The sequence below is a fragment of the Noviherbaspirillum sp. Root189 genome (assembly GCF_001428545.1).
Lineage (GTDB): Bacteria > Pseudomonadota > Gammaproteobacteria > Burkholderiales > Burkholderiaceae_D > Noviherbaspirillum.
The window spans coordinates 104217-128411 of record NZ_LMHZ01000006.1 but is presented as its reverse complement, the minus strand read 5'-3'; the positions used below and the strand labels follow the sequence as shown (position 1 = coordinate 128411).

The following is a 24195-nucleotide window of genomic DNA, read 5'->3' as shown; positions in this document are numbered from 1 at the left end:
GAAGCAGGCGGTGTGGAAGAAGCACAGAAGAAGGGCATGGAAGACTTCCGTGCTGCCTTCAAGAAGAAGTTCAATGCCGACGTCCAGATCTACGCTCCATACGTCTATGACTCCATCATGGTGATGGCAGAAGCAATGAAGAAGGCTAATTCCGCAGATCCGGCGAAGTACCTGCCAGAACTGCAGAAGATCAACTACAAGGGCGTGACCGGCAATATCGTCTTCGACCCGAAGGGCGACATCAAGGACGGCACGCTGACGCTGTACACCTACAAGGGTGGCAAGCGTGAGCAAATCGCTGTCGTGAAGTAATTCACTTCTTGCTGTGCAAAAGCCCCGGTTATCACCGGGGCTTTTTTTCGCCTGGTGTTGAGGCTGGTACCCCCTGGATTTGTCGCGTTGGCGATGCGGACCCGGGCGGCGACTGCGCCTGCCAATCGATCGAGACCAGTACCGGAACAGAATTTGCAAGGCCGAAAAACAAAAAGCGCTCTTTTAAGCGCTTTTTGTTTTGATTTGCCGAGTTTCTCTGCTTCAGAGATTCCCACTATTCCAGTTGTTCAAGCACTGCGGCATTGAACAAAACAAGTTTTACGATTACTTCAGGGACATTATCCATTTCACCAAGGTGCGCGCTTCTGCTTCGCTAACCTGCGCATTGGCCGGCATCGGGACCGCGCCCCATACACCCGCGCCACCCTTGATTACTTTTTGTACCAGCTTGTCTTCAGCATCTTTCTGACCGGCGTATTTAGCCGCCACATCCTTGAACGCTGGACCAACAACCTTGTTTCCCACTGCGTGGCAAGCCATGCAGTTCTTGGATTTCGCCAGATCGGCATTCGCCATCGCGACGTTGGATACCAGTGTACCCGCAGCCAAACATACTAACAAAGAACGTTTCATCACTACCTCCAGTTGAAAAACCGCACTATTTTACAGCGTTCATTTATGTTCCGTAACGCATGTCAGACCAACGCGACACGTCAATCTCACGTTGACCGTCGAGATTGACCGTTACAAACTTTCCTTCTATCCTGCAGGAAAGGAGTCACCATGCCTATCATCATTGCCATTGTACTGTTGTCCATCCTTCGCTATTTTGAAGTCGGTCCGTTCGCCGAATTTTCCTGGTGGTGGATCGGAGGACTGTTTCTGGTGGCGTTTATCTGGTTCGAATTTATCGAACGACTGCTTGGCCTGGACAAGCGCAAGGCAAATGATCAGCAGGAGAAAGCGCGGAAGGAGCGCGTCAACAAGGCATTCAAGAAATAAGTCCGGTCCAGACAAGTACTCATCATAAAAGCGCCTGTCAAAATGACGGTCGCAAGGCGCACCGACGAAAACAATACGGGCGCACAGCCAAGAGACCTCCGTGCCCCACGTTGCAAGCGGCGCGCGAGATTGCCAGACGTTCTAAACAATAAACGACTACGGGGCGCCAAGGCGCCCCGTAGTCGTTTATTGATAACTCAAAACCGCGGGCCAATCATCAATCGGCCCGACGCGTCATGTAATCAGCGCTTGAGCTGTGAAATGTCACGTACTGCGCCACGGTCGGCGGAGGTGGCCAGCGCAGCGTAGGCCTGCAAAGCCTGCGAGACGACGCGATCCCGATTCTCGGGTTTCCATGCCTTCTCACCCTTGGCATCCATCGCCGCCCGGCGTTGTGCCAGTTCCGCATCGCTGATCGCCAGGTTGATGCGACGATTGGGGATATCGATCTCGATCAGGTCGCCATCGTTGACCAGTCCGATTGCGCCGCCTTCTGCCGCTTCCGGTGATGCGTGGCCAATGACAAGGCCCGACGAGCCGCCTGAAAACCGGCCATCCGTGAACAGCGCGCACTTCTTGCCCAGGCCCTTGGACTTGATATACGAAGTTGGGTAAAGCATTTCCTGCATGCCCGGACCGCCTTTCGGACCTTCGTAGCGAATGATCACCACTTCGCCTTCCTTGACGATATCACCGAGGATGGCATCGACTGCGGCATCCTGGCTTTCGAACACGCGCGCCCTTCCATTGAACTGAAGGATACTTTCATCCACACCGGCTGTCTTGACGATGCAGCCCTTCTCCGCCAGGTTGCCGTACAAGACCGCCAAACCACCGTCCTTGGAATAAGCATGCTCCTTGTCCCGAATGCAGCCGTGGGCGCGGTCGGTGTCGAGCTTGTCGAAGCGCTTGTCCTGGGAAAAGGCCACCTGGGTCGGCACGCCGCCTGGCGCGGCCAGATAAAGCCGCTGCACATCGGCGCCGGTATTGAGCATGACGTCATTCTGGGCGATCGATTCCGCCATGGTCCTGGCATGGACCGTCGATACGCTGGTGTCGAGCAGGCCGGCGCGGTCGAGTTCGCCGAGAATACCGACGATGCCACCGGCGCGATGGACGTCTTCGATATGGTAGTCCTGCGTGGCGGGTGCGACCTTGCACAGGCAGGGTACCTTGCGTGAAATCCGGTCGATATCGGCCATCGTGAAGTCAACGCCGGCTTCCTGCGCCGCTGCCAGCAAGTGCAGCACGGTATTGGTGGAACCACCCATCGATACGTCCAGCGCCATGGCATTTTCAAATGCGGTCTTGGTGGCGATATTGCGCGGCAGGGCCGACGCATCGTCCTGTTCGTAATAACGCTTCGCCAGTTCGACCACCAGCCGACCGGCGCGCAAGAACAGTTGTTTGCGATCCGCGTGGGTCGCCACAATCGTGCCGTTACCCGGCAAGGACAAACCGAGGGCTTCGGTGAGGCAGTTCATGGAGTTGGCGGTAAACATACCGGAACACGAACCGCAGGTCGGGCAGGCGGAACGCTCAATGTTGGCGACCTGGGCATCGGACACCTTCGGGTCGCCCGCCTGGATCATGGCGTCGATCAGGTCGACCTTGATGATCTTCTGGGTGCCTTCCTGCTTGCCGTGGAGCGCTTCGATGACCTTGCCGGCTTCCATCGGACCGCCGGACACGAACACCACCGGAATATTGAGGCGCATCGCGGCCATCAACATGCCAGGGGTAATCTTGTCGCAATTGGAAATACAGACCATGGCATCCGCGCAGTGCGCGTTGACCATGTATTCGACTGAGTCGGCGATCAGTTCGCGCGAAGGCAGCGAATACAGCATGCCGCCGTGTCCCATCGCGATACCGTCATCGACGGCGATGGTATTGAATTCCTTGGCGACGCCGCCGGCGGCCTCGATCTCGCGGGCTACCATCTGGCCGAGGTCTTTCAGGTGAACATGCCCCGGAACAAACTGGGTAAAGGAGTTGACTACGGCGATGATCGGCTTGTCAAAATCGCCATCCTTCATGCCGGTAGCGCGCCAGAGCGCGCGCGCGCCGGCCATGTTGCGGCCGTGGGTAGTGGTGCGGGAACGGTATTGCGGCATGGTCGTCTCCAGGTATCTCGTCGGATGGCCGCTCCTAACGAAGCGGCAAAGACCGCTAGATTGCCTTGCCCCCAGCTAGGTGTCAAATATATGATTCATTCCTGATTAAGTCGAATTGCATATTAAAACCTATGAGCATCGAACTGAGGCAATTACGCTATTTCGTTGCCGTGGCTGAAGAAAATCACTTTGGCAGGGCGGCCGCGCGTCTGCACATGACCCAACCGCCGTTGTCGCAGACCATACAGTCGCTTGAAGCCGAGTTGGGGACGCCGCTGTTTGAACGTACCAAGCGCAGTGTCGCCCTGACGCCGGCCGGTGCCGCCCTGCTGCCCGAAGCGCGCCGCATCCTCCAGCAGGCAGCCAGCCTCCCGGATATTGCACGGCGAGCGGCATCCGGAGAATCGGGCTTGCTGTCGCTGTCCTTCGTATCGACCGCTGATTACAGCGTGCTTCCCCCGTTGCTACGCGAGTTTCGTGAACGTTACCCGCAAATCCAGATCGACCTGCGTGAAGCCACCAGCGACTTGCAGGTCGATGATCTGATGCATAGCCGTATCGACGCCGGCTTGCTGATTCCCCCGCTGCACGACAAGGCCAAAGCAGAACTTGCCTATGTCACCGTTTTATCCGAACCGTTGATTCTCGCCCTCCCTCACGGTTTCAAAGACCTGCATACCAAAGCGACAGTCGCACTGGCGGAAGTCGCCGACATGCCATTAATCATCTTTCCGCGACGCATCGCCCCGGCTTTCCATGATGCAATCGTTGGCTGCTTTCGTGACGCCGGATTGACGCCGCGCATCGGGCAGGAAGCTATCCAGATGCAGACTATCGTGGGCCTGGTATCCGCCGGCATGGGCATTGCTCTTGTGCCACAATCCGTGTCTAACCTGAAACGACCCGGTGTCGATTACAAATCCTTGTCCGATAAAACCGTATCCGTGGAAACCGGGCTGGCCTGGCGGCGCGACAACCCGTCACCAGCCCTGCGCACCTTCCTTGAATTACTAAGAAAGAGATAGATGCTGACACACCCGCTGCCTGACCCGATTGCCTTTTCAATCGGCCCGCTATCCGTGCACTGGTATGGCTTGATGTACTTGCTCGCCTTTGTCCAATTCCTGGTCCTTGGCCGGATACGCGCCCGCCAGCCGCATATGGCAGCGGCAGGCTGGAAGCCGGAGGACCTTGATGACATGTTGTTTTACGGCGTACTGGGTGTCATTTTGGGTGGGCGCCTGGGAGAGGTCATCTTTTATCATCCGGCTTTTTATTTCACCCATCCGCTGGAAATCTTCGCCATCTGGAAGGGCGGGATGTCCTTCCATGGCGGTTTTATCGGCGTGCTGATCGCCATGGCGCTCTGGGCGCGGAGAAAGGGCCGCACCACGGTCGCTGTCTACGATTTCATTGCACCCATGGTCCCGCTGGGTTATGCGGCCGGGCGCATCGGGAATTTCATCAATGCCGAACTGCCAGGCCGTCCTGCGGACCCTTCCCTGCCCTGGGCAATGATCTGGCCCAACGTGGACAACATACCGCGCCACCCGTCGCCGATCTATCAGGCGCTGGTCGATGGACTGCTGCTTTTCATCATTCTCTGGATCTACGCGCGCAAACAACGTCCACCGCTGGCGGTCGGCGCGGTTTTCGTTGGCCTCTACGGCCTTGCGCGTTTTTTCACCGAATACTTCCGGACGCCAGACTATGAGGTCGGTTTCGCCGGCATCACGATTTCAGCCGGCCAGATGCTGTCGCTGCCGATGGTTGTTTTCGGGGTCGTGGCGCTGATCGTCACCTATCGCAGATACCCTGCCTGAGCAATATGGGACAGATACACGTTGACCGCCAGGGCGATATTGCCACCGTAACACTCTGCAATGCAGGCAAGCTGAACGCCCTTGACGTTGCCATGTGGGAGGCGCTGAAAGAAGCATTTGCATCACTGTCCTCCGATGACACGCTGCGCTGCGTGATTATCCAAGGTGATAATCATCAGTTTGCCGCTGGCGCCGATGTCGAGGAATTCAAGCTGGTGCGAAGCACGGTCGAACAAGGGCTTCACTACCACAACGATCTGATCGGAGGCGCGCTGGATGCCATTGCGGGATGCATGCATCCGACAATCGCCGCGATTGAAGGCGTTTGTGTCGGCGGTGGACTTGAAATTGCCAGCGCATGCGATTTGCGCATCGCCGCCCCCAACGCCAGATTCGGCATACCGATCAACCGCCTCGGTTTCGCACTTGCGCCAAACGAAATGCGACATCTGCTTGTTCTCGTCGGAAAAGCGGTTGCACTGGATATCCTGCTCGAAGGACGTGTTTTCGACGCGGCGGAAGCAAAGGAAAAAGGCCTGGTAACGCGCATTGCCGACGATGCGCTCGCCGCCGCGCATGAGGCGGCGCAACGGATCGCCAAAGGTGCGCCACTGGCTGCGCGCATGAACAAAAAGCTCGCACATCGCCTGACCACGCAAGCTGCACCCCTGAGCGATGCGGAGTCGATGGAAGCCTTTTCCCTGCTTGAATCGCACGATTACCAAGAAGGCGTTGCAAGCTTTCTCGAAAAACGCAAACCTGTATTCAAAGGAAAATGACAATAATGAATGCAACCCCGAACGCAAACCTTTACGCACTGTTCCAGAGTCGCTTCCCGGAGGACATGACGGCGTGCTGTATTGAAACACATGATGGCCTTTACTACAGCTGGAACGATATTGACCGCGCCAGCGCCAAGATGGCCAACCTGCTTGCCGCTCTTGATCTCCCGATGGATGCCCGCATCGCCGTGCAAGTCGAAAAATCCCCGGAAGCCCTGATCCTGTATCTGGCTACCCTACGCGCAGGTTATGTCTATCTGCCGCTCAATACCGCGTATCGGGCAGCTGAAATGGCTTACTTCATCGAGAATGCGGAACCGTCGGTTGTCGTGTGTTCACCTCAGAATTTTGGATGGGTATCGCAAATTGCCTTTTCCAGCGGCACCAGGCATGTCTTTACCCTTGGCGATGATCGGACGGGTACGCTGTTGACGCGCGCTGCGCTGCAATCAAACAGTTTCGACACCGTGCATCGCGTCCCCGAAGACCTTGCCGCGATCCTGTATACCTCAGGTACGACAGGCCGCAGCAAGGGAGCCATGCTCACGCATGACAATCTCGCGTCCAATGCCCTTGTGCTGCAGGAATACTGGCATTGGCAAGCGGGCGACGTGCTCCTGCATGCCCTGCCTCTCTTTCACGTACACGGCCTGTTCGTGGCATCGCATGGGGCGCTGCTCAACGGCAGCAAGATGATTTTCCTGCCGCGCTTTGACACTGCTGAAGTTTTACGATGCCTGCCGCGGGCAACCGTCTTCATGGGTGTGCCGACCTATTATGTGAGGTTAATCGCCGAGCCGGGTTTTGATCGCGAACTCTGCGCCAGGATGCGGCTATTCATTTCCGGATCGGCTCCCTTGCTGACCGACACATTCAAGACCTTTGCCGAACGGACCGGACATACCATCCTGGAACGCTACGGCATGAGCGAAACCACCATGCTGGTTTCCAATCCCTACGATGGGGAGCGCATCGGCGGCACGGTTGGCCTTCCGCTTCCTGGCGTTTCGGTACGCGTCGTGAAGGGCGACGGCACGCCGTGTGCGGTGGATGAGATCGGGGACATCCAGGTAAAAGGGCCCAACGTATTCAAGGGATACTGGCGCATGCCCGAAAAGACAGCGGAAGAATTTACCGCTGACGGCTACTTCAAGACGGGTGATGTAGGCAGATTTGATGCGCGGGGTTATCTGAGCATAGTCGGACGCAGCAAGGATCTGATCATTTCGGGGGGCTACAATGTTTATCCGAAGGAGATCGAATCCTTCATTGATGAGATGGAAGGTGTCGTCGAATCGGCGGTGATTGGTTTGCCGCATCCCGACTTTGGTGAAGCCGTTACCGCGGTGGTCGTGACCAAGACCGATACGGCGTTAGATGAAGCGCAGATCATTGACTACCTGAAGTCCCGTATCGCCAACTTCAAGGTACCCAAGCGTATCTTTTTCGTACATGACCTTCCGCGCAATACGATGGGCAAGGTGCAAAAGAACGTTTTGCGGGATCAGTTCAAAGACCATCCATGACCATTGCCCGAGGCGTTTGCCTAGCCTGAGCAGGCTAGGCAAACGCCTTGTACAGCATATAAGCAGCGAGCGAGTACAGCAGCACGGCAAAAATCTTTTTCAGCGATTTGACTGGAAGTTTGTGCGCGGTCCTCGCGCCAAGCGGCGCCGTGGTGACGCTGGCAAGCGAAATCACCAGCAGTGCCGGCAGGTAGATAAAGCCCAGCGAGCCGCTCGGCAGATTATCTTCCTGCAAGCCGAAATAGACATTGGACAGGGTGCCGGCGAGCGCAATCGGGAATCCCAGAGCGGCGCTGGTGGCGACTGCATTGTGAATCTTCACATTACACCAGGTCATGAACGGCACCGATACGAAACCGCCGCCGGCACCGACCAGTCCGGCGAGCACACCAATGCCTCCGCCTGCGGCAAACATGCCGGTTGCACTGGGAAGGTCGCGCGCCGCTGCCGGCTTCTTATCAAGCAGCATCTGCGACGCGGAAAACGCCACGAACACTGCGAACGACAAGGCCAGTGTCGATGGATTCAAATGCGCGCCGATCCAGGGACCTACCCATGATCCGATGAGGATTCCAGGAGCCAGCAGTTTTACGATGTTCCACATCACTGCGCCGCGTGCATGATGCGCCCGCACTGAAGAGATCGATGTGAACATGATGGTGGCGAGCGAGGTCGCAATTGCCATATGGATCACGTACTCCTGCGGGAAATGCTTTGCCGTGAGGATCATCGTGATGAACGGCACCAGCAGCATTCCTCCTCCGATGCCGAGCAAGCCAGCCGCAAACCCGACCGCAGCACCAAGCACGAGCAAGCCTGCGATAAGCGAGATGTCCATCCAGATCTTTCCGGTGATTATTTGATGTGCTGGATGATACACCGCCATTCGAATGGCGATACAGGCGTGATGGAAAGGCGGTTGCCGCGCTTGAGGATCTGCATGTCACCAAGGTCCGGGAGACTTCGCAATTCCGCTAATGGCATCAGGCGCGTCTTGTGCGTTGCCTTGACATCGACCATGAGCCAGCGTGGATTTTCAGGCATTGACTTGGGATCGTAATACTTGCTGTCCGCATCGAACTGCGTGGGATCCGGATAAGCGGTACTGGCTACTTCGGCCAGACCGGCAATGCCGGGTTCTGCGCAGCTCGAATGATAGAACAGCACGCCATCGCCGATGCGCATTGCGTCGCGCATGAAATTGCGTGCCTGATAATTGCGTACTCCAACCCAGGGAACCACGCTACCCGGTGCAGCAAGCGCATCGTCAATGCTGACCTCGTCGGGTTCGGATTTCATCAGCCAGTACTGCATGTCGTGCCTTGTTGCCCTTGTCGTTATCTGAGTATTGTCTGTACACGTGCATTGCAAATTGCAAACCGCAAGCAAGCCACAAGAAAATCAAGTCATTGGCCATGCAATGACAAATGTGACGCGCATAAAAAAGCGGCTGCAATCATGCAGCCGCTTTGAGAATTAGCCCCGCCTGTGCCGTCTTTGCCGGCATCCCGAACCTTACGGTTCAAGGTGGTCACAGTTAGTTCAATTTCGGGTTCATCGGACTAGCGACGCTCACGCCCATCGAACAAAATTCCGCAACCGATGCACATAAATGGTTCAAGGAATATATGGCAATCGCGAACACGGCAGGAGGTTTCATATTACCCCAATCGCGCCGCATGTCAAAGCCTTTGCCGAAGATTTTTGAGAGTGTTTCCAATGAACTAAAAGAGATTTTCCTGAGGTGCCAATGCAGTATCGAGCACGGTATGCATCACGGCAATTTTCTCTTTCACCTCTGCGAGCGCCATACCGGCGAACGGCCCTTCACCTGACTTGGTGGCCAAAAGTTCCGCCGCGATGCCAAGCGCTGCCATCACTGCAATACGATCGGTTCCCTTGATCTTGCCTGCGTCACGAATCGCGCACATTTTTTGGTCCAGGTAATCTACCGCCTGCTGCAGAGCCTGTTCTTCGCCTTCCTTGCAAGCGAGCTTGTAGGCCTGACCCATAATGGTTACGTCAAGCTGGATCATGCCACCTCCTCATTCGATTCATTCGGTTCATCCGATGCAGGGATCTTGTCGAGCAAGGCGGACACACGTTGGTATGCTTCTTCGATGCGTCGGGCCAGATCCGCATTCTCTGCCGTCACCGATGCCAGCGCGAGGCGCAGCTCAGCGTTCTCGCGACGCAGGGACTGAGCCAGTTCGGCCAACCGGGTGATTTTTTCGGAAAGTTGATGAAATTCGGCAATCATATTGCAACTATAGTGGCCTAAAGGAATTTCCGTCAATAGATTCAAATACTTGGGTCGTTTTTTTGAAGAGGCGTCTTAGCGGTATGCGGCGCCGCGTCTTGCCGCTTCATGGGGTGCGCCCTAAAATTGCAGCATGGGGCGGTAGCTCAGCTGGGAGAGCGTCGCGTTCGCAATGCGAAGGTCGGGAGTTCGATCCTCCTCCGCTCCACCATATAATATATTGTCGTAGTCCTTACCTGGCATAGGTCGCGAAGGCGCCGAATCTGCCGGCCGCATTCCCGAACCACGCCCAATACGTGTCTCCTGTAACAGCCACCGATGCATGGTTTGTTCTCCACTGCCAGGTGCCCGCCCTGCCCGTTCCTGCCGTCCATCCCACCCCGGCCACATCCGTCGAAACAGTTCGCGTTACACTTGGCATACTTCCTGCGGCGTTGCACGCGCCGTTCGGCCGATGATGGTCCGGAGGACTACGGAGAATACATGTTGAGAGATTTGAGCATACAAAAAAAACTGTACGCCGGGTTCGGCGCGATTGTCATCCTGCTGCTGGCCCTGCTGATGACCATGTATAACAATTTCAACAAGCTCACCGAGGCCAATAGCTGGGACCGGCACACCCTCCAGCTTCTGTTGAAGAGCCATGGACTTGAAGCAAGCCTGCTCGATATCCAGGCAGGATACCGGGGTTACCTTTTGACCGCCAATGAAAACTTTTTACAAGGAATTGGCGAAAAAGAAAAGGAAGTGCAACAGTATCTTCAACAAGTTAAAACACTGTCGACAGACAATCCCGTGCAGCACGAACGACTGAGGAAAATTGAACCTCTGATCAGTGACTGGATGGGCAACGTCGTACGTCCAATCATTGCACAGCGCCGCGACATGGCAAAGGCAGCCAATCCAGTCGATCAACTAGCTCGCGATCCGGTCATTACCTCCGGTTTCAATCACATCGCGAGTGTTCACGACATCCTGGCAGATTTTAACGCGGAAGAGAACCGTCTCCTGACGGAACGTGCGGCGCATGCGAACGAGCAGCGGCGTAACTCGATGCTGTTGCTTGTGGTGGGCGGCCTCACCTCCGTGCTCGCCGCATTGCTGATTGCCGTCACACTTGCTCGATCTATCCTGCGTCCGCTGACCAACCTGACAAGTGCGGTGCAGGCGATTGCAAAAGGAAACCAATCCGCGCGCGCGGAGATTATCAGCATGGACGACCTCGGCAAAGTGACCACTCAGTTCAACGTCATGGCCGACACGATCCAGGAAAACCAGGCGCGCGAACAGCAAGCCACCAACGAATTGCGCAGCAAGGTCGATTCGCTGCTGGAAGTTGTTTCTCGTGCCGCGCGAGGTGATCTGACCGGTCGTGTGGCAGTGAGTGGCAACGATGCCATTGGACAGCTCGGCGACGGCCTGGCCCGGATGTTCGATAATCTGCGCGCCCTCCTCAATCGTGTGCAAAAGGCAGGCATACAGGTAGCGACTTCGACTACCGAGATCGCCGCATCGGCGCGCCAGCAGGAATCCACCGGCGTCGAACAGGCCCAGACCAGTATCGAAGTGCTCAGCACCACCAAGGAGATTTCCGCCAATACCGCTCAGTTGCTGAAAGCGATGGAAGAAGTCAACCAGGTCGCCGACGATACGACAACGGCCACCACGGATGCAGTCGGCAATTTGCGCCGCATGGACCTGACCATGCAGCGGATGGTCAATGCGACCGAATCCATCAATGGCAAGCTCGCCGCGCTGTCCGAAAAGGCAAGCAACATCAACGCCGTTCTGACGACCATTACTAAGGTCGCTGACCAGACCAACATCCTGTCGCTCAATGCCGCAATCGAAGCCGAAAAGGCAGGCGAAGCGGGCCGTGGCTTTTCCGTGGTCGCCACTGAAATCCGTCGCCTTGCGGACCAGACTTCGGTAGCGACCTGGGACATCGAGCAAATGCTCAAGGAAATGCAATCCGCGGTATCGGCGAGCGTCATGGGCATGGACAAATTTTCGGAAGAAATCCGGCGCAGCGTGGAAGAAACGCAGCAGGTCAGCGATACGCTCGGCAGCGTGATTGAACAAGTCCAGAAGCTTCCGCCCCGCTTCGACATGGTGCTCGAAGGCATGCAGTCACAGGCCATCGGCGCCTCTCAGATTACCGAAACCATGACGCAATTGAACGAGGCAACCCAACAGGCAGTCGATGCGCTCAAGGCAACGAGTGAAGCGGTGCAGCAATTGCAATATGCGGCACAGGATCTGCAGGCGGGCGTGTCAAGTTTTGCGGTCAGCGCGTAGCAGGCATAGCTCGAAATACCACAATAAATAACATCGACAACAGGATTCAAAACACGATGCGCTACCTGGTTTTCCATCTTGGCAAGGACAGATACGGTCTGGCGACGCGTGAACTCGTGCGTGTATTGCCCTTGATGGAACTGAAAGCCTTGCCTCAGGCACCGGACTACGTGGCGGGAATCATGAATCTGCACGGCGCTCCGGTCCCGGTGATCGATTTGTGCGCACTTGCGTCTGGCAAGCCGCACACCGCGCGTTACGACACACGCATCCTGCTTGTTGCGTATCCCGATGCAACTGGTACCGTGCACGATCTCGGCCTGATTGCCGAGGGTGTTGCCGGATTCGCAAACATCGACGCGGATCAGCTTTCCGACACCGGCGTTTCCAATCCGCAGGCGCCTTACCTGGGAGAAGTGACAGCGCAAGACGGCAAGTTGCTGCAACTGGTTGATTTGCCGCTGCTGTTACCCGCACAGATCAGGGACACGTTGTTTGTCGCGGCCGAACGGAGTGTCTCATGAGTGAGGAAACGGCGGCATTGCAACTGCGCCTGCGTCAGCTCACCGGTCTCGACCTGACACCTATCGCCGTCGACACGGCAGTACGAAAGCGCATGAAAGACCTGCACGCAAATAACCGTATTGCGTATGTCGCGCAAGCGATGCACAAGCGGGATGAGCTGACGGCATTGATTGACCTGGTCGTTGTACCTGAAAGCTGGTTCTTCCGGGACGTCGATGCATTCAATGCCGCGAGGTCCTTCGTTGTGACCAGGCTGCGCGAGACCAATCGCCCGGTACACATACTGAGTATTCCCTGCGCCGGCGGTGAAGAACCCTACTCCATGGCGATGGCACTGCTCGACGCAGGGCTGTCGCAAAATGACGTAAGCATCGAAGGTATCGACATCAGTCTCCAGGCCATTGAACGCGCCAGGCAAGGTACCTTTCAACGCAATGCGTTCCGGACGCCGGACCTCAGTTTTCGTGACCGTTTTTTCACCAGCCGGGCCGATGCGTTCGATCTCGTTCCGGAGGTGCGGAAGATGGTCCGGTTCCGATGCGGAAATCTGCTCAACCCGGACCAGCAATTGCAGTCGAGTCGCTTCGATCTTATTTTCTGCCGTAATCTGTTGATCTATTTTGATGAGCCCACGCAGCGTGCGGCGATAGCGCGGTTAAACGATCTACTGATGAACGACGGTCTTCTGTTTGCCGGCTATGCGGAAGTCACCACTTTTTGCCAGCATGGATTTTCGATGGCGCCATTTCCGAAAGCCTTTGCGTTGCGCAAGACGAACAGCGTGGTCCAGTTTGCGCCCCTGGCCTGCCCCAAGCCGCCAATGCGTCGAAGTCCCATGCGTACGGCGGCAGCGGCAGTCGCGGAAAGTCGCCCACGCCTCCGGATACCCGAAGCGGCGGCTCCCGCCGCTCCCCTCGATGACCTGCTCCAGCGCGGACGCGAGCTGGCGGATCGCGGCGCATTTGATGATGCGGAGCGGGCCTATCGGCAGTGCCTGCAGATAGCGCCGGATTGTGCAGAAGCTTACTTCATGCTGGGGCTGCTGAACGAGCAGAGCAACAACATTGCTGCGGCGGCCGAGTATCTTCGACGCACTATTTATCTTGACCCGAATCACTACGATGCATTGTGTCACCTGGCGTTGCTGGCCGGGCATGAAGGCGATAGCAACACCTCTGAACAATACCGAAGGCGCGCTGCGCGTGTCTATCAGCGCAGAAGTACGGAGCAAAACGAGCCATGAGCCAGCATATGACTGAACAATCGGTTGAGGATTGCTGGAACCGCATCGGCGTACGCGGCGATCGCAGCTGCGACCGACTGCCGCAGCATGGACATTGTCGGCACTGCGATGTGCATGCTGATGCTGCCTCCGCACTACTACAACGTTCCCTGCCACCAGATTACCGTCAGGAGTGGGCACGGGAATTTGCACCGGTGGCGAAAACGGAAGCCGCGGTCGACCAAAGCGCGCTGGTCTTCCGCCTAGGCTATGAATGGCTGGCTTTGCCGGCGCGAATGACGATCACCATTGCCGAGCGTGTACTTCCGCATCGATTGCCGCATCGGCATGGCGGCTCCCTGCTGGGGATCGTTAATGTCAAGGGAAGGCTCTATCCCTGCATGTCGCTCGACCGCCTGCTGGGTATCTCTCCCGATGAACCGCCGGCAGTGCCAGGGCAGCGTGTCTATCCCCGCCTGCTAGTCATGCAGTTCGAGCAGCAGTCTTTTGCCTTGCCGGTACAGGACCTGACCGGCATTCACCGTTATGCTGCACATGACTTGCAAGCCTTGCCAGCCACGTTCAACAGTGCGATGCGGCGTTTCCTGACTGGCATGCTGGTGGTCGGTGATCGACGCGTGGGTTGCCTTGATGCGCAGCTGATTGGCCATCAGCTTGCCGGAGAACTGTGATGAACGGCGAAGACGACTACAGCCAGCTGTCGCTGCACCAGCTATTCCGCAGCGAGGCGGAAAGCCAGGCGCAAATACTGACGCAGGGGCTGCTCTTGCTGGACCGGAACGGCCAGGACTTGAAAGCGATCGAGCCACTGATGCGTGCCGCCCACTCACTCAAGGGGGCGGCACGCATCGTTAACATGGAGCCGATCGAAAGACTGTCGCATGTGATGGAAGATTGCTTCGTCGCAGCGCAAAAAGGAAAGCTACAGCTGACCGGTGCGCGTATAGACCGCCTGCTGTCGGGTGTCGACCTGATCACACAGCTTGCTTCCCTGAGTGAAGCCGACGTGCCAGCCTGGCTTGAGCAGAACAAGCTGCATGTCGCAAATCTATTGGTCAGCATGTACGATGCGGCCGATCCGGCCAAGCTGAATGATCCATCGCCCATCGCACCTCCGTTGCCTTCGACCACTGCTGTCACTGCTGCCGCTGCTGCCACTGCTCCCGCGCCATCTGTACCCGATGCAATTGCCGCCGCCACTCCTACGATCGTGCCCACGGCTATCCCCGTTGCTCCCATTACGCCATCCGCCATTCCGCGCGACGAACAAGTATTGAAAGTCAGCGTGCGCAGCTTCGACCGGCTTCTGTCGCTGGCAAGTGAATCACGGGTAGCCACGCATTCGCTGGGGCCTTACGTGCAGGCGATGCAGCGCTATAAAAAGAAGAAGCATGAAATGGTGACGGCGTTCGAACAGTTGTCGGACGCACTGTCTTCGATGCCAATAGACGATACCGTGCGCGAACGGCTGTTGCAGGTACGCCAGCGTATTAATCCCGTACGCCAGGAACTGGTATCACGTATTGCGGAACTGGAAGCCTATGAGCGGCGTCTGCTGGCGGCGTCACAGGAAATACTGGATGAAGTGCTGACCCTGCGCATGCGTCCCTTCCGCGACGGTGTGCAGGGCTTTCCACGAATGGTGAGAGACCTCGCAAAAAGTCTGGGGAAAGATGCACATCTCGAGATCGTCGGTGAAGATACGCTGGTCGACCGCGACATTCTTGCCCGGATTGAAAGCCCGATTAACCACATGCTGCGCAATGCGATTGACCACGGCATGGAAGTTCCGGAACAGCGACTCGCCAATGGAAAGCCGGCACGGGGAAACCTGCGCCTGGAGGCGCGCCACAGTGCCGGCATGCTGACCATCCTCATCAGTGACGATGGTCAGGGCGTGGATCTCGATAGCATCCGTAAAAAGCTTGTCGAACGGAAGATGGCTAGCGAGGCAATGGCCGCCGAAATGAGCAGCGCTGAGCTGCTCGACTTTCTACTGCTGCCGGCATTCAGTCTCAAGGACACCGCGACGCACGTCTCGGGCCGTGGCGTTGGGCTTGATGCCGTGTCCGCTACGGTGCGGCAACTGAACGGCACCGTTCGCCTTGAAACCGAACGCGGCAAGGGTTTTTTCATCACCATCACACTTCCCTTGTCGCAGTCCGTTGTTCGTGCGCTGGTAGTGGATATCGCGGGCGAACCTTACGCAATTCCGATTACTAAAATCGATCGCGTGATGGAGATCTCGCCGTCCGATATTTTTTCCCTGGAAAACAAACAGTTCTTCGCCATCGGCAAAGACCATATAGGCATGGTATCGGCAGCGCAGTTGCTGGACCTTGGCGATACGCAGACGACAGACCGTAACCTGCCGGTCATCATTGTCGGCTCGGGCCAGCGCCGTCATGCGCTTGCAGTGGATGCCATCATCGGGGAACAAAGTCTCGCCGTGCAACCGATCGACGCCATCTTCGGCAAGCTGCGCGACATATCGGCGGCAGCATTGCTGGACGATGGTTCCCCGGTGCTCATTCTGGACATCGACGATGTACTGATCAGCATCGACAAGCTTGCCAGCGAGGGTTCATTGCGGCAGGTACAGCGTGTAACACCAGAACTCGATGCGATGGCGAAACGTGTACTGGTGATCGACGACTCACTGACGGTACGGGAAATGGAACGCAAGTTACTGTCTACGCGCGGGTATAAGGTCGACGTCGCAGTGGATGGCATGGACGGATGGAACGCTGTGCGCAGCGTGAACTACGACCTGGTCATCACCGATGTCGACATGCCGCGCATGGATGGCATAGAACTCGTCACGCTGATCAAGCAGGATGCGCGGCTGCGAACGATCCCGGTGATGATTGTGTCGTACAAGGACAGGCCCGAAGACCGGGCGCGCGGCATCACTGCCGGTGCCGATTACTATCTGACAAAAGGCAGTTTCCATGATGAGACCCTGCTGGACGCCGTGGTTGACCTGATCGGAGAAAGCGACAAATGAGAATCGCTATCGTCAATGATGTATTGATTATTGGCGAAGCCCTACGCCGCGTCATTACCAATACGCAAGAACATGAGGTGATCTGGGTTGCGCGCAGCGGCGAACAGGCAGTGCAATTCTGCATGAATAACCGCCCTGACCTTATCCTCATGGATCTCGTGATGCCTGGTATGGATGGCGTTGAAGCCACGCGACAGATCATGCAGAATTCTCCTTGCGCGATCCTCCTGGTAACGGCATCGCCGGAAGACAACACCGGCATGGTATTTCGCGCGCTTGGCGCAGGGGCGCTTGATGTTGCGGCTACCCCGCTCATCACCGGGCAGCCGGGAACCGATCTCGCATTGCTATCCAAAATACGCACCATTGGCAAACTGATCAGCGCAGACGCCCAGACAGCGCGCCCGGCATCCCCCCGCTCCAATTCTTCCGCAAATCATGAGCAGGAACCTGAAGTGCTGGTCGCGATCGGCGCCTCCACCGGCGGGCCGATGGCACTGGCCAAGGTCTTTGGTCAATGGACGCCACCGGAGGACGGCGCAGCGGTCATCGTGCAACACATCGACCAGAATTTCACCGATAGTTTTGCCAGCTGGCTGGGCGACCAGATTCGCGTGCCGATCACTGTGATCGATGAAAGCACCCGCCTTGCGCGTGGCAGGATCTACATCGCGAAGACCAATGACCACCTGGTCATGGATGGCCGGCATCGATTGAGTTATAGCGCTACGCCACTCGATTATCCTTACCGGCCTTCAGTCGATGTGTTTTTTCAATGCGTCGCCAAATACTGGCAAAAACCGGCAGTAGGCGTCCTCCTGACCGGGATGGGGCGTGATGGTGCGCGCGGCCTGCTGGCGATGCGTGATGCCGGCAAGACGACTATTGCGCAGGACCAGACGAGTAGCGCGGTATATGGCATGCCGCGCGCGGCGGCCGATCTGAATGCCGCCGAAATGATTCTTCCGCTGGACAAGATCGGGGCGACGCTTCGTCAGCGAACGCAGCGCAACGGCGAATAAGCGACAGCGCTGTCAATACTTTCCCTGCCGTCATAGCTCCTCGATTTGCCACAACTGGCCATCGGACGTGATCAGCGCCGCGCGCAGTTCCTTGCCCGGGAAGACTTCCTTCGCCGCTTCCCGGTAACGATCCAGTTGCGCCTGATAGCCCGCGCGTTCCGCATCCAGCAAGTCGCGCTTGTAATCAAGAATCCATACTTCCCGCTCGCAGACGACGGCACGGTCGAAGCGCATAACCTCGGTCAGCGTGATGATTTCCAGCTCATTGAACGCCGCATTAAAATGCGCGGGATTGAAGAATCTTTCCAACGTGGGATGACTGAGGATGCGCACGGCCTGCTCGCGCACCGCCCTTGCAATATCCGGCGTGCAGCGCAGCCAGCGCGACAGCTGTCGCGTATCCGGCAGGATGAGGGGCCATTGCGGCCCAATGGTCATCCGCTCCAGCAAGGCATGCAGCGCAAGTCCTTCCTCGATGGCGCGATTGGTGAACTCCCTGATCGGCCGTGCAGGGCCTGACAGCACAGGGGGTTCGAATACCGATAGCTCGAACTCCGCGTCGACCGCCATTGTGCGGTCGGTAACCAACATCGCCGTATCAACCTGCATCTCCGGCACGGCAAGCAGACGGTGATACCAGCTACCTTCATAACAGCCATTGTCAACAGCGCCCCGGGTCGCCGCCACGCCACTGATTATCAGGACTTGCTTGGCACGCGTTGCGGCGACATACAACAGGTTCCAGTCCTCCTGTTCCTTGAAACTTTCTTCCGCCGCGAACAAGGTATCGCGCGCCGCGCCGCGCTCGGCCTTGCGTCCAAAGCAGGAAAAATGTGTCGGCGCATCGGCGTCCTGCGGCCAGTCGCACAGGATGCCTGCATCGTCGCGTGCCGGGTCGCTATGATTGGCATCGACCAGCACCACAATCGGCGCCTCCAGTCCTTTCGCACTATGGATCGTCAGGATGCGCACCGCATCGACCGCCGCGTCCACAGTGGCCTCGTCCGGCGCCTCGTTCACCACGCCGTTGCGCAGCAAACGAACTGCATCAATGAATTTTGGCAGGCTGGGGTACCGCCCGGCATCCAGATTCAGTGCGAGTTCGATAAAGGCATCGATGTTGCCCAGCACCTGTGCACGCACCATCGGCGGTGCAGATTGCGCATAGCGGGCGACGAGGCTGCCCTCATGCACGATCAGATCGAGCAGATCATGCACCGGAAGACGAGGAGCAGCGTCGAGCCAATGCCGCAGCAGTGCCGAAGCACGTTGCAATGCCGGCGATATGACGGCTTCCCTTGCCGCCTGAAGGCGCAACCACCATGTCGGCTCGGGCCGTTGAGCAAGAAGGATCAGATCGTCATCCGAGGCGCCAAAGATCGGCGATTTGAGAACGTGTGCGAGCGCCCGGTTATCGCCCGGCGTGATGAGGAATCCCAGCAGCGCAATCAGGTCGGCCACCTCCAGGGATTCCAGCAAGCCGCCGCGCTTGTCCGAAATGAACGGAATACCGGCCGCACGCAAGGCACTTTCATACGCCGTCAGATAGCTGCGCTTCTTGACCAGCAGCATGACGTCCGACCATTTCACCGGCGTGTCCTGTCGCCTGCCAAGTTCTTGCATCGCAGCGCGGATCACCGCCGCAACGGCCTTGCCCTCGTCGAGGCGACGGGCGTCTTCCTCTTCTTCGCGTGCCATGCTTAGGGGGTCGCGCAGGGTGAAGCCCCCAGCCGCCACCTGTTCTTCTTCCTCAATACGGATCAGCGGCAAACGCCACACTGTGCCGCCTTCGCTGCCCAGGGTAGTCTGCGCGGCATAGATGGGATTGCCGACAAATGCTGCATTCAGCACGTCCACGATCGCCAGCGCATTGCGTCGCGTCTGGTTGGTGCGCAACACATCGGCGCCTAGTCCGGCCAGCATGTCGCGCGCCGCTGTAAACACGCGCGGTTCGGCACGGCGGAATCGGTAGATTGACTGTTTGGGATCGCCGACGACAAATACGCTCGGCGCCTGCGTGTCATCGCCATAAGCATTCAGCCATGCCCTGACGATGCTCCACTGCAGCGGATTGGTGTCCTGGAACTCATCGAGCAGGATATGCTTGTAGCGTGCATCAAGGCGGCTCTGCAGATAGGCCGCATGATCGATGTCATTGAGCAAACGGTAAGCCTGCCATTCAAGATCGCTGAAATCGAATACACGTTGCTCCGCTTTGGCGGCCTGATAGTGTTCCAGGTAGGCGGGGCCAACCGTAAACAACGCTTCATTCAATGCCAGTACCTGACGCTCGCAGCTACGACGTTGCAATTGCAGAAAGTGCTCGGCGACCGAGGTGAACTCTTCTTCAAAGATAGTGGGTCCGTCCGGACCGATGTTTGTTTCGAGCGCCGTGAGCAGCTTGCCGCGCCTGTGATCGTTGCCGCGCGGCTTGCCCTTGTCGTCACAGAACTGGCTCTGCAGCTTGTCGAAATTGTCGATGCAGGCGCCTGCCGTCAACGCGCTTTCGATAGCGACCGCGCGGTCCTGATTGCGCTTGGCGCCCTGGCCGAGAAGCCATGCGATATTGAGCAGACGGGCGCGCAGCTTCTCGTCTTCCCAGACAAGCAATCGCGCATCGCTTACACCATCTTCGCCACACAACTCGCGCAGCCACTCCAGCGGCGCGTCGGTCGACTGCTGCACACTCGCCCACCACTCTGCCCGCTTGGATACGAAACTGTCGATCAGGCCGCGCGCGTTCCAGTCGCCGACCATTTCGTACAACTGCATCAGCGCAGCCCTGACGTGTTGATTATCATCGTCGTTCAGCGACTGCATGAAACGGCCGTAAGCTTCACGCAATAACTCGCCGGTCGATTCAGTGAGGCTGTAACCGTGCGGGACGCCGGAGGAAAGCGGCGCAATCTGCACCAGCCTCGCGAACCAGCTATGGAAGGTATCAATGGAAAGGCTTTGCGGGCTGGACAGGACGCGTTCATACAATCCGCGTGCCACCGGCAACAAGCGCGGCGCCTCATGTTGCGGGACACCACGTTCAACCAGCAGTACCGTGACGTCGGCTTCGGAGCGCAAGGCCAGGTCATGCAGCAGTTGCATCAGGCGCTCACGCATTTCCTGCGCCGCCTTGCGCGTGAACGTGATCGCCAGCAGTTCTGCCGGCTGGGCGCCAGCGAGCAGAAGGCGCAGCATGCGTGCGACCAGCAACCAGGTCTTGCCGCTACCCGCGCAAGCTTCGACCACAACGGAACGGGTGGGGTCGCAGGCGATCCGGGTGAAGGATGCGGCATCGACCGCTTCGCCATTGGCTTCGTAAGCACGTGGGGAATGCAGCGTCATCACCATGCTCCCTTACGGCACAAGCCGCGCACTTCGCAGAATACGCATACGCGTTCAATGCCGCTTGCCCGAAGCGGTGTGCCCGAAGCAATGGCGCTTACGTTAGCGACGATCTGTTTTTCCAGCATGGCTTGCCATTCGATGAAATTCTTTGCTTCGGCATCGCCGGTCTTGTCCTTGGTGACTTCGAGTGCGACGAAGTGCGCCGCAGCGACCGGGAGGTCCGACAACATGCCATAGAAAGCAAGCTGATGATCTTCCGTTTCCTTGATCTTGTCGCGTAGCGACTGCACATTGCGGGTCTTGTAATCCAGCACCGCACGTGAACCGTCTTCATGTTCGTCAATGCGGTCAATGCAGCCATGCAAGGTGATCTGCCCGCCATCCCAGTTCAGGATTTTTTCGAAACGCTGTTCGCCGAACACAAACCGCCATCCGCTGGCTTCGCGCTCATTGGCCCATTCCAGGTAAGCCGGAATCACCTTTTGCCAGCGCGCATAGTAGCCGAGCGCAGCGGCGCTTTGTGCCAGCGCCTCGCCAAAGATTTTTTGCGAGATGTCGCGCAACAGTTCTTCGCGCGCGGCCGAGGCTATCTTGTAATCGCGCACGGTCTCATGATAAGTCCTGAGGATGGCATGCAGCCAATCGCCGTAATCGCGCTTCTCGGGCATATCGGACAATTCGTCGAGGCCGGCGAGACCCAGCATGCGGGTTGCAAAAAACTGGTAGGGGCAGGCGACAAGGCTGTTGTAGGCGCTTGCCGAGAGCTTGCGCGGCAATAACTGCGGCGCCGCCGGCGACGGCATGCGTACCGGTAAAGTCTTCAGCACCTGGCGAGCGATGTCGATACTGTGCACAGGCAGTACTTCAGCACCAGCGCGTTCCAGTGTCAGTTGCAGGCGCTCGACCCAGGTGCTCGCTGCATTCGGCTCACCGTTGCGATATGACTGGTACGACAGCACGACATGCGGATTCGCATGTAACAACTCGGCAAAATCCCGCATTTGCATGCGTTGCCGCATTTCCTTTGTCGCCAGGCCAAGTTCGCGCCGTACGGCGTCGGCAAAGAACAGGGTTTCATTGAGCTGCGACGGCAGGTGATCGGCATCGGCGCCCACCATGATGACCGCGTCGAAGGTCCGAAGCTGGGCACCGTTCAATTGCAGCATGACGACACGGCGATCGAAATCTTCCGGCACATACGGTGTGGATTCCAGCTGCAGGCTGAGGAAGGCGCGCCATTCCGCAAATGAAAATGCGTGGTGCGTATCGCCACAGTCGTGGATCAGCATGTCGAGCAGGGACACGACCTGGACGCCTGCTTCATCGGTTTCGAGTGCGGCGCGCATGCCGAGCGCACGCAAGGCATTGTCTGTCGCCTCACCCCATTCGCTGAGTGTCTTGCGGCCGGTCAGTGTGCTCGCCTGCGCAGCGATCAATTCAATCAGCTGTCGTGATTCCGGCGCGTTCTTCAGTACGTTGAGCGCCGCATCCCAACCGCCCAGGATATTGTAGCGGCGTAGTGCATGTTCGATTTCCATCACGCGGTCGGGCTTGTCCGGCCGGTCGGAAAGTACGCATGGCGATTTGAGCAGGTCCAGCAGTGCAACGGTTTCCGCGCGCGTGCTGACGACATCGAGCAGCGCGGCGATCGCGGCTGCGGTACGCGTGGTCGAAAGCTTCCAGCCGGTCTCGTCGGACACGTAGATAGCGGCGCGCTCCAGCAGCGCACGGATACGGCGTGCCACCACCCGGTCCTGCGCGATGATGGCGATGCAGGACTTGCCTTGCTGCAGCCAGTCAATGATGGTCTGCGCCGCATGCCGGGCTTCTTCTTCGAGGCTGCCGCAGGCATGCAGCGACACGCCATCTGGCCTGGTGATGTGTGTCTCGTCGACATATGCCGGAGGCTGGTGTTCATCCTGCTCCGGCATTTCCGGCCAGGCCTTCGCAAACGCTGGCGCAATGACATCGGCATGCCAGTCCAGTCGAACTTGCTGCACTGCCTGTCGTTCGCCGTAGGCGCGCAGAAAAGCATCATGCAAGGCATCAGGCTTGCTCGGACTGATCCAGACCAGGGGCGCATCGGCAAGCGCCGCCAGGCGCATCATGCGCGCAAGACAAGCCGCGGTGGCGTCGTTATTGCCAAGCTGGGTTTTCCAGAGCGACCAGACCAGTTGTGATTCGTCGGAAAGGATATTGCGCGCCGGCAGAGGAAGCTGTTCAAGCGCCGCCTGCCATTTCTCTTCCGCCGCGTTCGGCTCGATGTGCATCGCGGGCAGCAGCGCTTCGCTCAGCTCATCGAACAGCGTCATCAGGGTTTGCGCCAGCGGCAGCAGGTCGACATTGCGGCGCGCGGCGAACAGTTTCTTCAGCCAGGCGTGCTGACGCAGTTCCGCATACAGCGACATCATGCGCTCGGTCCCGGAACTGATCGGCACTTCGGCCGGATCGGGCGGCAGCATTTTCAGCCAGGCCTGCAAGGTCGTGATGCGTGGCGGCACAAAGGTGCGGTTCAACTCGGCGGCCAGGGCGCTCTTGAGCAGTTGCGCATGGCAGAAATTGGGAACCAGTACCCGCACCGTCGAAAAATCGCCTGCTTGGCTATTCGGTTCCGATTCCCTCCATTGCCTGAGCAGGATGCGCGCAAGCTGGGGCCAGAAGTCGGCGGATGGAGGAAGCAGGAGGGAAGTAAGCGGCATCTGGTAGCAGAATGATAGGGAAAGCGGACACAGGCTGCGCCTGACTCTTTCCGCATTTTATGTGAGTCCCGGCAAAAATTGAGGTACCGGCTACACTTTTCACGAAAATCGGTTATGATTTACCAACTCCCCGCCGCACTACGTCTTGCAGCACCGTTCTACGGGCTTGAAATCGCGCAATGACGTCTCCACCTGCTTATTGCAATTCCGGACACAGTAGTCAACGGGATCGAGCAAGAACAGTCAGTCGCAGGCGCTGATTTACACCCTTGAACC

Annotated in this window: 20 protein-coding genes, 1 tRNA gene and 1 other RNA gene; 13 read left to right on the top strand and 9 right to left on the bottom strand. The window is 57.8% G+C overall.

The genetic code is table 11. The annotated features are described in order from the left end of the window. The coding region (locus ASE07_RS05020) for an ABC transporter substrate-binding protein (protein WP_156396399.1) at positions 1-312 on the top strand (312 nt) is incomplete at its 5' end. Between the two features lie 285 nt (positions 313-597). Here the strand turns inward: ASE07_RS05020 and ASE07_RS05015 are convergent. Further along, positions 598-906: a c-type cytochrome gene (locus ASE07_RS05015; RefSeq protein WP_057289709.1), complete on the bottom strand. Its 309-nt coding sequence runs from the start codon at positions 904-906 to the stop codon at positions 598-600. A gap of 150 nt (positions 907-1056) precedes the next feature. Between ASE07_RS05015 and ASE07_RS05010 the strand changes: the two genes are divergently transcribed. Beyond that, positions 1057-1275 (top strand): TIGR04438 family Trp-rich protein, encoded by a 219-nt coding sequence (locus ASE07_RS05010; protein ID WP_057289708.1) that lies wholly within the window; start codon positions 1057-1059, stop codon positions 1273-1275. Positions 1276-1517: 242 nt separating this feature from the next. On the opposite strand, the gene ilvD is transcribed toward ASE07_RS05010, so the two are convergent. Beyond that, on the bottom strand, positions 1518-3392 hold the full coding sequence (gene ilvD / locus ASE07_RS05005; RefSeq protein ID WP_057289707.1) for a dihydroxy-acid dehydratase: 1875 nt from the start codon (positions 3390-3392) through the stop codon (positions 1518-1520). Between the two features lie 131 nt (positions 3393-3523). Between ilvD and ASE07_RS05000 the strand changes: the two genes are divergently transcribed. The 4 genes from ASE07_RS05000 to ASE07_RS04985 are packed head-to-tail and all read left to right on the top strand — an operon-like array spanning position 3524 to position 7523. Then, positions 3524-4417, top strand: a complete 894-nt coding sequence (locus ASE07_RS05000; RefSeq protein ID WP_082583962.1) for a LysR substrate-binding domain-containing protein — start codon at positions 3524-3526, stop codon at positions 4415-4417. Then, positions 4418-5215 carry a prolipoprotein diacylglyceryl transferase gene (gene lgt / locus ASE07_RS04995; RefSeq protein WP_057289705.1) on the top strand — a complete coding sequence of 266 codons (798 nt, stop codon included), beginning with the start codon at positions 4418-4420 and terminating at the stop codon, positions 5213-5215. It abuts the gene before it with no gap. A 5-nt stretch (positions 5216-5220) separates the two neighbouring features. Continuing rightward, entirely contained in the window at positions 5221-5994 is a 774-nt protein-coding gene (locus ASE07_RS04990; protein WP_057289704.1) for an enoyl-CoA hydratase/isomerase family protein, read from the top strand. Between the two features lie 5 nt (positions 5995-5999). Beyond that, the gene (locus ASE07_RS04985) at positions 6000-7523 is read left to right on the top strand and encodes a malonate--CoA ligase (protein WP_057289703.1); all 1524 of its coding nucleotides are present in this window, start codon (positions 6000-6002) and stop codon (positions 7521-7523) included. 34 nt (positions 7524-7557) lie between these two features. On the opposite strand, the gene ASE07_RS04980 is transcribed toward ASE07_RS04985, so the two are convergent. From ASE07_RS04980 to ASE07_RS04965, 5 genes are all read right to left on the bottom strand, one after another. Then, a complete protein-coding gene (locus tag ASE07_RS04980; protein ID WP_057289702.1) occupies positions 7558-8361 on the bottom strand; it encodes a sulfite exporter TauE/SafE family protein in 804 nt (267 codons plus the stop codon). A gap of 17 nt (positions 8362-8378) precedes the next feature. Next, positions 8379-8837 (bottom strand): EVE domain-containing protein, encoded by a 459-nt coding sequence (locus ASE07_RS04975; RefSeq protein ID WP_057289701.1) that lies wholly within the window; start codon positions 8835-8837, stop codon positions 8379-8381. A 161-nt stretch (positions 8838-8998) separates the two neighbouring features. After that, positions 8999-9179, bottom strand: a non-coding RNA gene (gene ssrS / locus ASE07_RS27945) — 6S RNA. A gap of 68 nt (positions 9180-9247) precedes the next feature. Continuing rightward, the gene (locus ASE07_RS04970; protein WP_057289700.1) at positions 9248-9559 is read right to left on the bottom strand and encodes a cell division protein ZapA; all 312 of its coding nucleotides are present in this window, start codon (positions 9557-9559) and stop codon (positions 9248-9250) included. Further along, on the bottom strand, positions 9556-9783 hold the full coding sequence (locus tag ASE07_RS04965; protein WP_057289699.1) for a hypothetical protein: 228 nt from the start codon (positions 9781-9783) through the stop codon (positions 9556-9558). Before ASE07_RS04965 ends, ASE07_RS04970 begins: the two co-directional genes overlap by 4 nt. 135 nt (positions 9784-9918) lie before the next feature. Here ASE07_RS04965 and ASE07_RS04960 point away from each other — a divergent pair. The 7 genes from ASE07_RS04960 to cheB all read left to right on the top strand — a co-directional run bounded on the left by ASE07_RS04960 (position 9919) and on the right by cheB (position 17878). After that, positions 9919-9994 (top strand) — tRNA-Ala (locus tag ASE07_RS04960). 272 nt (positions 9995-10266) lie between these two features. Further along, positions 10267-12081 (top strand): methyl-accepting chemotaxis protein, encoded by a 1815-nt coding sequence (locus ASE07_RS04955; protein WP_057289698.1) that lies wholly within the window; start codon positions 10267-10269, stop codon positions 12079-12081. Positions 12082-12137: 56 nt separating this feature from the next. Beyond that, a complete protein-coding gene (locus tag ASE07_RS04950) occupies positions 12138-12605 on the top strand; it encodes a chemotaxis protein CheW (RefSeq protein ID WP_057289697.1) in 468 nt (155 codons plus the stop codon). Continuing rightward, positions 12602-13849 (top strand): CheR family methyltransferase, encoded by a 1248-nt coding sequence (locus ASE07_RS04945; protein ID WP_057289696.1) that lies wholly within the window; start codon positions 12602-12604, stop codon positions 13847-13849. The genes ASE07_RS04950 and ASE07_RS04945 overlap by 4 nt, the downstream gene beginning before the upstream one ends. An 8-nt stretch (positions 13850-13857) precedes the next feature. After that, positions 13858-14520, top strand: coding sequence for a chemotaxis protein CheW (locus ASE07_RS04940; RefSeq protein ID WP_235548354.1), 663 nt, complete (start codon positions 13858-13860; stop codon positions 14518-14520). After that, a complete protein-coding gene (locus tag ASE07_RS04935; protein ID WP_057289694.1) occupies positions 14520-16856 on the top strand; it encodes a hybrid sensor histidine kinase/response regulator in 2337 nt (778 codons plus the stop codon). The genes ASE07_RS04940 and ASE07_RS04935 overlap by 1 nt, the downstream gene beginning before the upstream one ends. Then, a complete protein-coding gene (gene cheB, locus ASE07_RS04930; protein WP_057289693.1) occupies positions 16853-17878 on the top strand; it encodes a chemotaxis-specific protein-glutamate methyltransferase CheB in 1026 nt (341 codons plus the stop codon). The genes ASE07_RS04935 and cheB overlap by 4 nt, the downstream gene beginning before the upstream one ends. A gap of 30 nt (positions 17879-17908) precedes the next feature. On the opposite strand, the gene ASE07_RS04925 is transcribed toward cheB, so the two are convergent. After that, entirely contained in the window at positions 17909-21223 is a 3315-nt protein-coding gene (locus ASE07_RS04925) for a UvrD-helicase domain-containing protein (protein ID WP_057289692.1), read from the bottom strand. After that, positions 21217-23919, bottom strand: a complete 2703-nt coding sequence (locus ASE07_RS04920) for a PD-(D/E)XK nuclease family protein (RefSeq protein ID WP_057289691.1) — start codon at positions 23917-23919, stop codon at positions 21217-21219. The genes ASE07_RS04925 and ASE07_RS04920 overlap by 7 nt, the downstream gene beginning before the upstream one ends. Between the last annotated feature and the right edge of the window lie 276 nt (positions 23920-24195).

What these genes read in the sequence shown, in the direction of transcription:
- ASE07_RS05015 (WP_057289709.1), bottom strand. Translation starts at nt 906, where the DNA reads ATGAAACGTTCTTTGTTAGTATGTTTGGCTGCGGGTACACTGGTATCC.
- ASE07_RS04940 (WP_235548354.1), top strand. Translation starts at nt 13,858, where the DNA reads ATGACTGAACAATCGGTTGAGGATTGCTGGAACCGCATCGGCGTACGC.
- ASE07_RS04925 (WP_057289692.1), bottom strand. Translation starts at nt 21,223, where the DNA reads ATGGTGATGACGCTGCATTCCCCACGTGCTTACGAAGCCAATGGCGAA.
- ASE07_RS04945 (WP_057289696.1), top strand. Translation starts at nt 12,602, where the DNA reads ATGAGTGAGGAAACGGCGGCATTGCAACTGCGCCTGCGTCAGCTCACC.
- ASE07_RS04975 (WP_057289701.1), bottom strand. Translation starts at nt 8,837, where the DNA reads ATGCAGTACTGGCTGATGAAATCCGAACCCGACGAGGTCAGCATTGAC.
- ASE07_RS04935 (WP_057289694.1), top strand. Translation starts at nt 14,520, where the DNA reads ATGAACGGCGAAGACGACTACAGCCAGCTGTCGCTGCACCAGCTATTC.
- ASE07_RS04980 (WP_057289702.1), bottom strand. Translation starts at nt 8,361, where the DNA reads ATGGACATCTCGCTTATCGCAGGCTTGCTCGTGCTTGGTGCTGCGGTC.
- cheB (WP_057289693.1), top strand. Translation starts at nt 16,853, where the DNA reads ATGAGAATCGCTATCGTCAATGATGTATTGATTATTGGCGAAGCCCTA.
- ASE07_RS04955 (WP_057289698.1), top strand. Translation starts at nt 10,267, where the DNA reads ATGTTGAGAGATTTGAGCATACAAAAAAAACTGTACGCCGGGTTCGGC.
- ASE07_RS04950 (WP_057289697.1), top strand. Translation starts at nt 12,138, where the DNA reads ATGCGCTACCTGGTTTTCCATCTTGGCAAGGACAGATACGGTCTGGCG.
- ASE07_RS04990 (WP_057289704.1), top strand. Translation starts at nt 5,221, where the DNA reads ATGGGACAGATACACGTTGACCGCCAGGGCGATATTGCCACCGTAACA.
- ilvD (WP_057289707.1), bottom strand. Translation starts at nt 3,392, where the DNA reads ATGCCGCAATACCGTTCCCGCACCACTACCCACGGCCGCAACATGGCC.
- ASE07_RS05000 (WP_082583962.1), top strand. Translation starts at nt 3,524, where the DNA reads ATGAGCATCGAACTGAGGCAATTACGCTATTTCGTTGCCGTGGCTGAA.
- ASE07_RS05010 (WP_057289708.1), top strand. Translation starts at nt 1,057, where the DNA reads ATGCCTATCATCATTGCCATTGTACTGTTGTCCATCCTTCGCTATTTT.
- ASE07_RS04985 (WP_057289703.1), top strand. Translation starts at nt 6,000, where the DNA reads ATGAATGCAACCCCGAACGCAAACCTTTACGCACTGTTCCAGAGTCGC.
- lgt (WP_057289705.1), top strand. Translation starts at nt 4,418, where the DNA reads ATGCTGACACACCCGCTGCCTGACCCGATTGCCTTTTCAATCGGCCCG.
- ASE07_RS04965 (WP_057289699.1), bottom strand. Translation starts at nt 9,783, where the DNA reads ATGATTGCCGAATTTCATCAACTTTCCGAAAAAATCACCCGGTTGGCC.
- ASE07_RS04920 (WP_057289691.1), bottom strand. Translation starts at nt 23,919, where the DNA reads ATGCCGCTTACTTCCCTCCTGCTTCCTCCATCCGCCGACTTCTGGCCC.
- ASE07_RS04970 (WP_057289700.1), bottom strand. Translation starts at nt 9,559, where the DNA reads ATGATCCAGCTTGACGTAACCATTATGGGTCAGGCCTACAAGCTCGCT.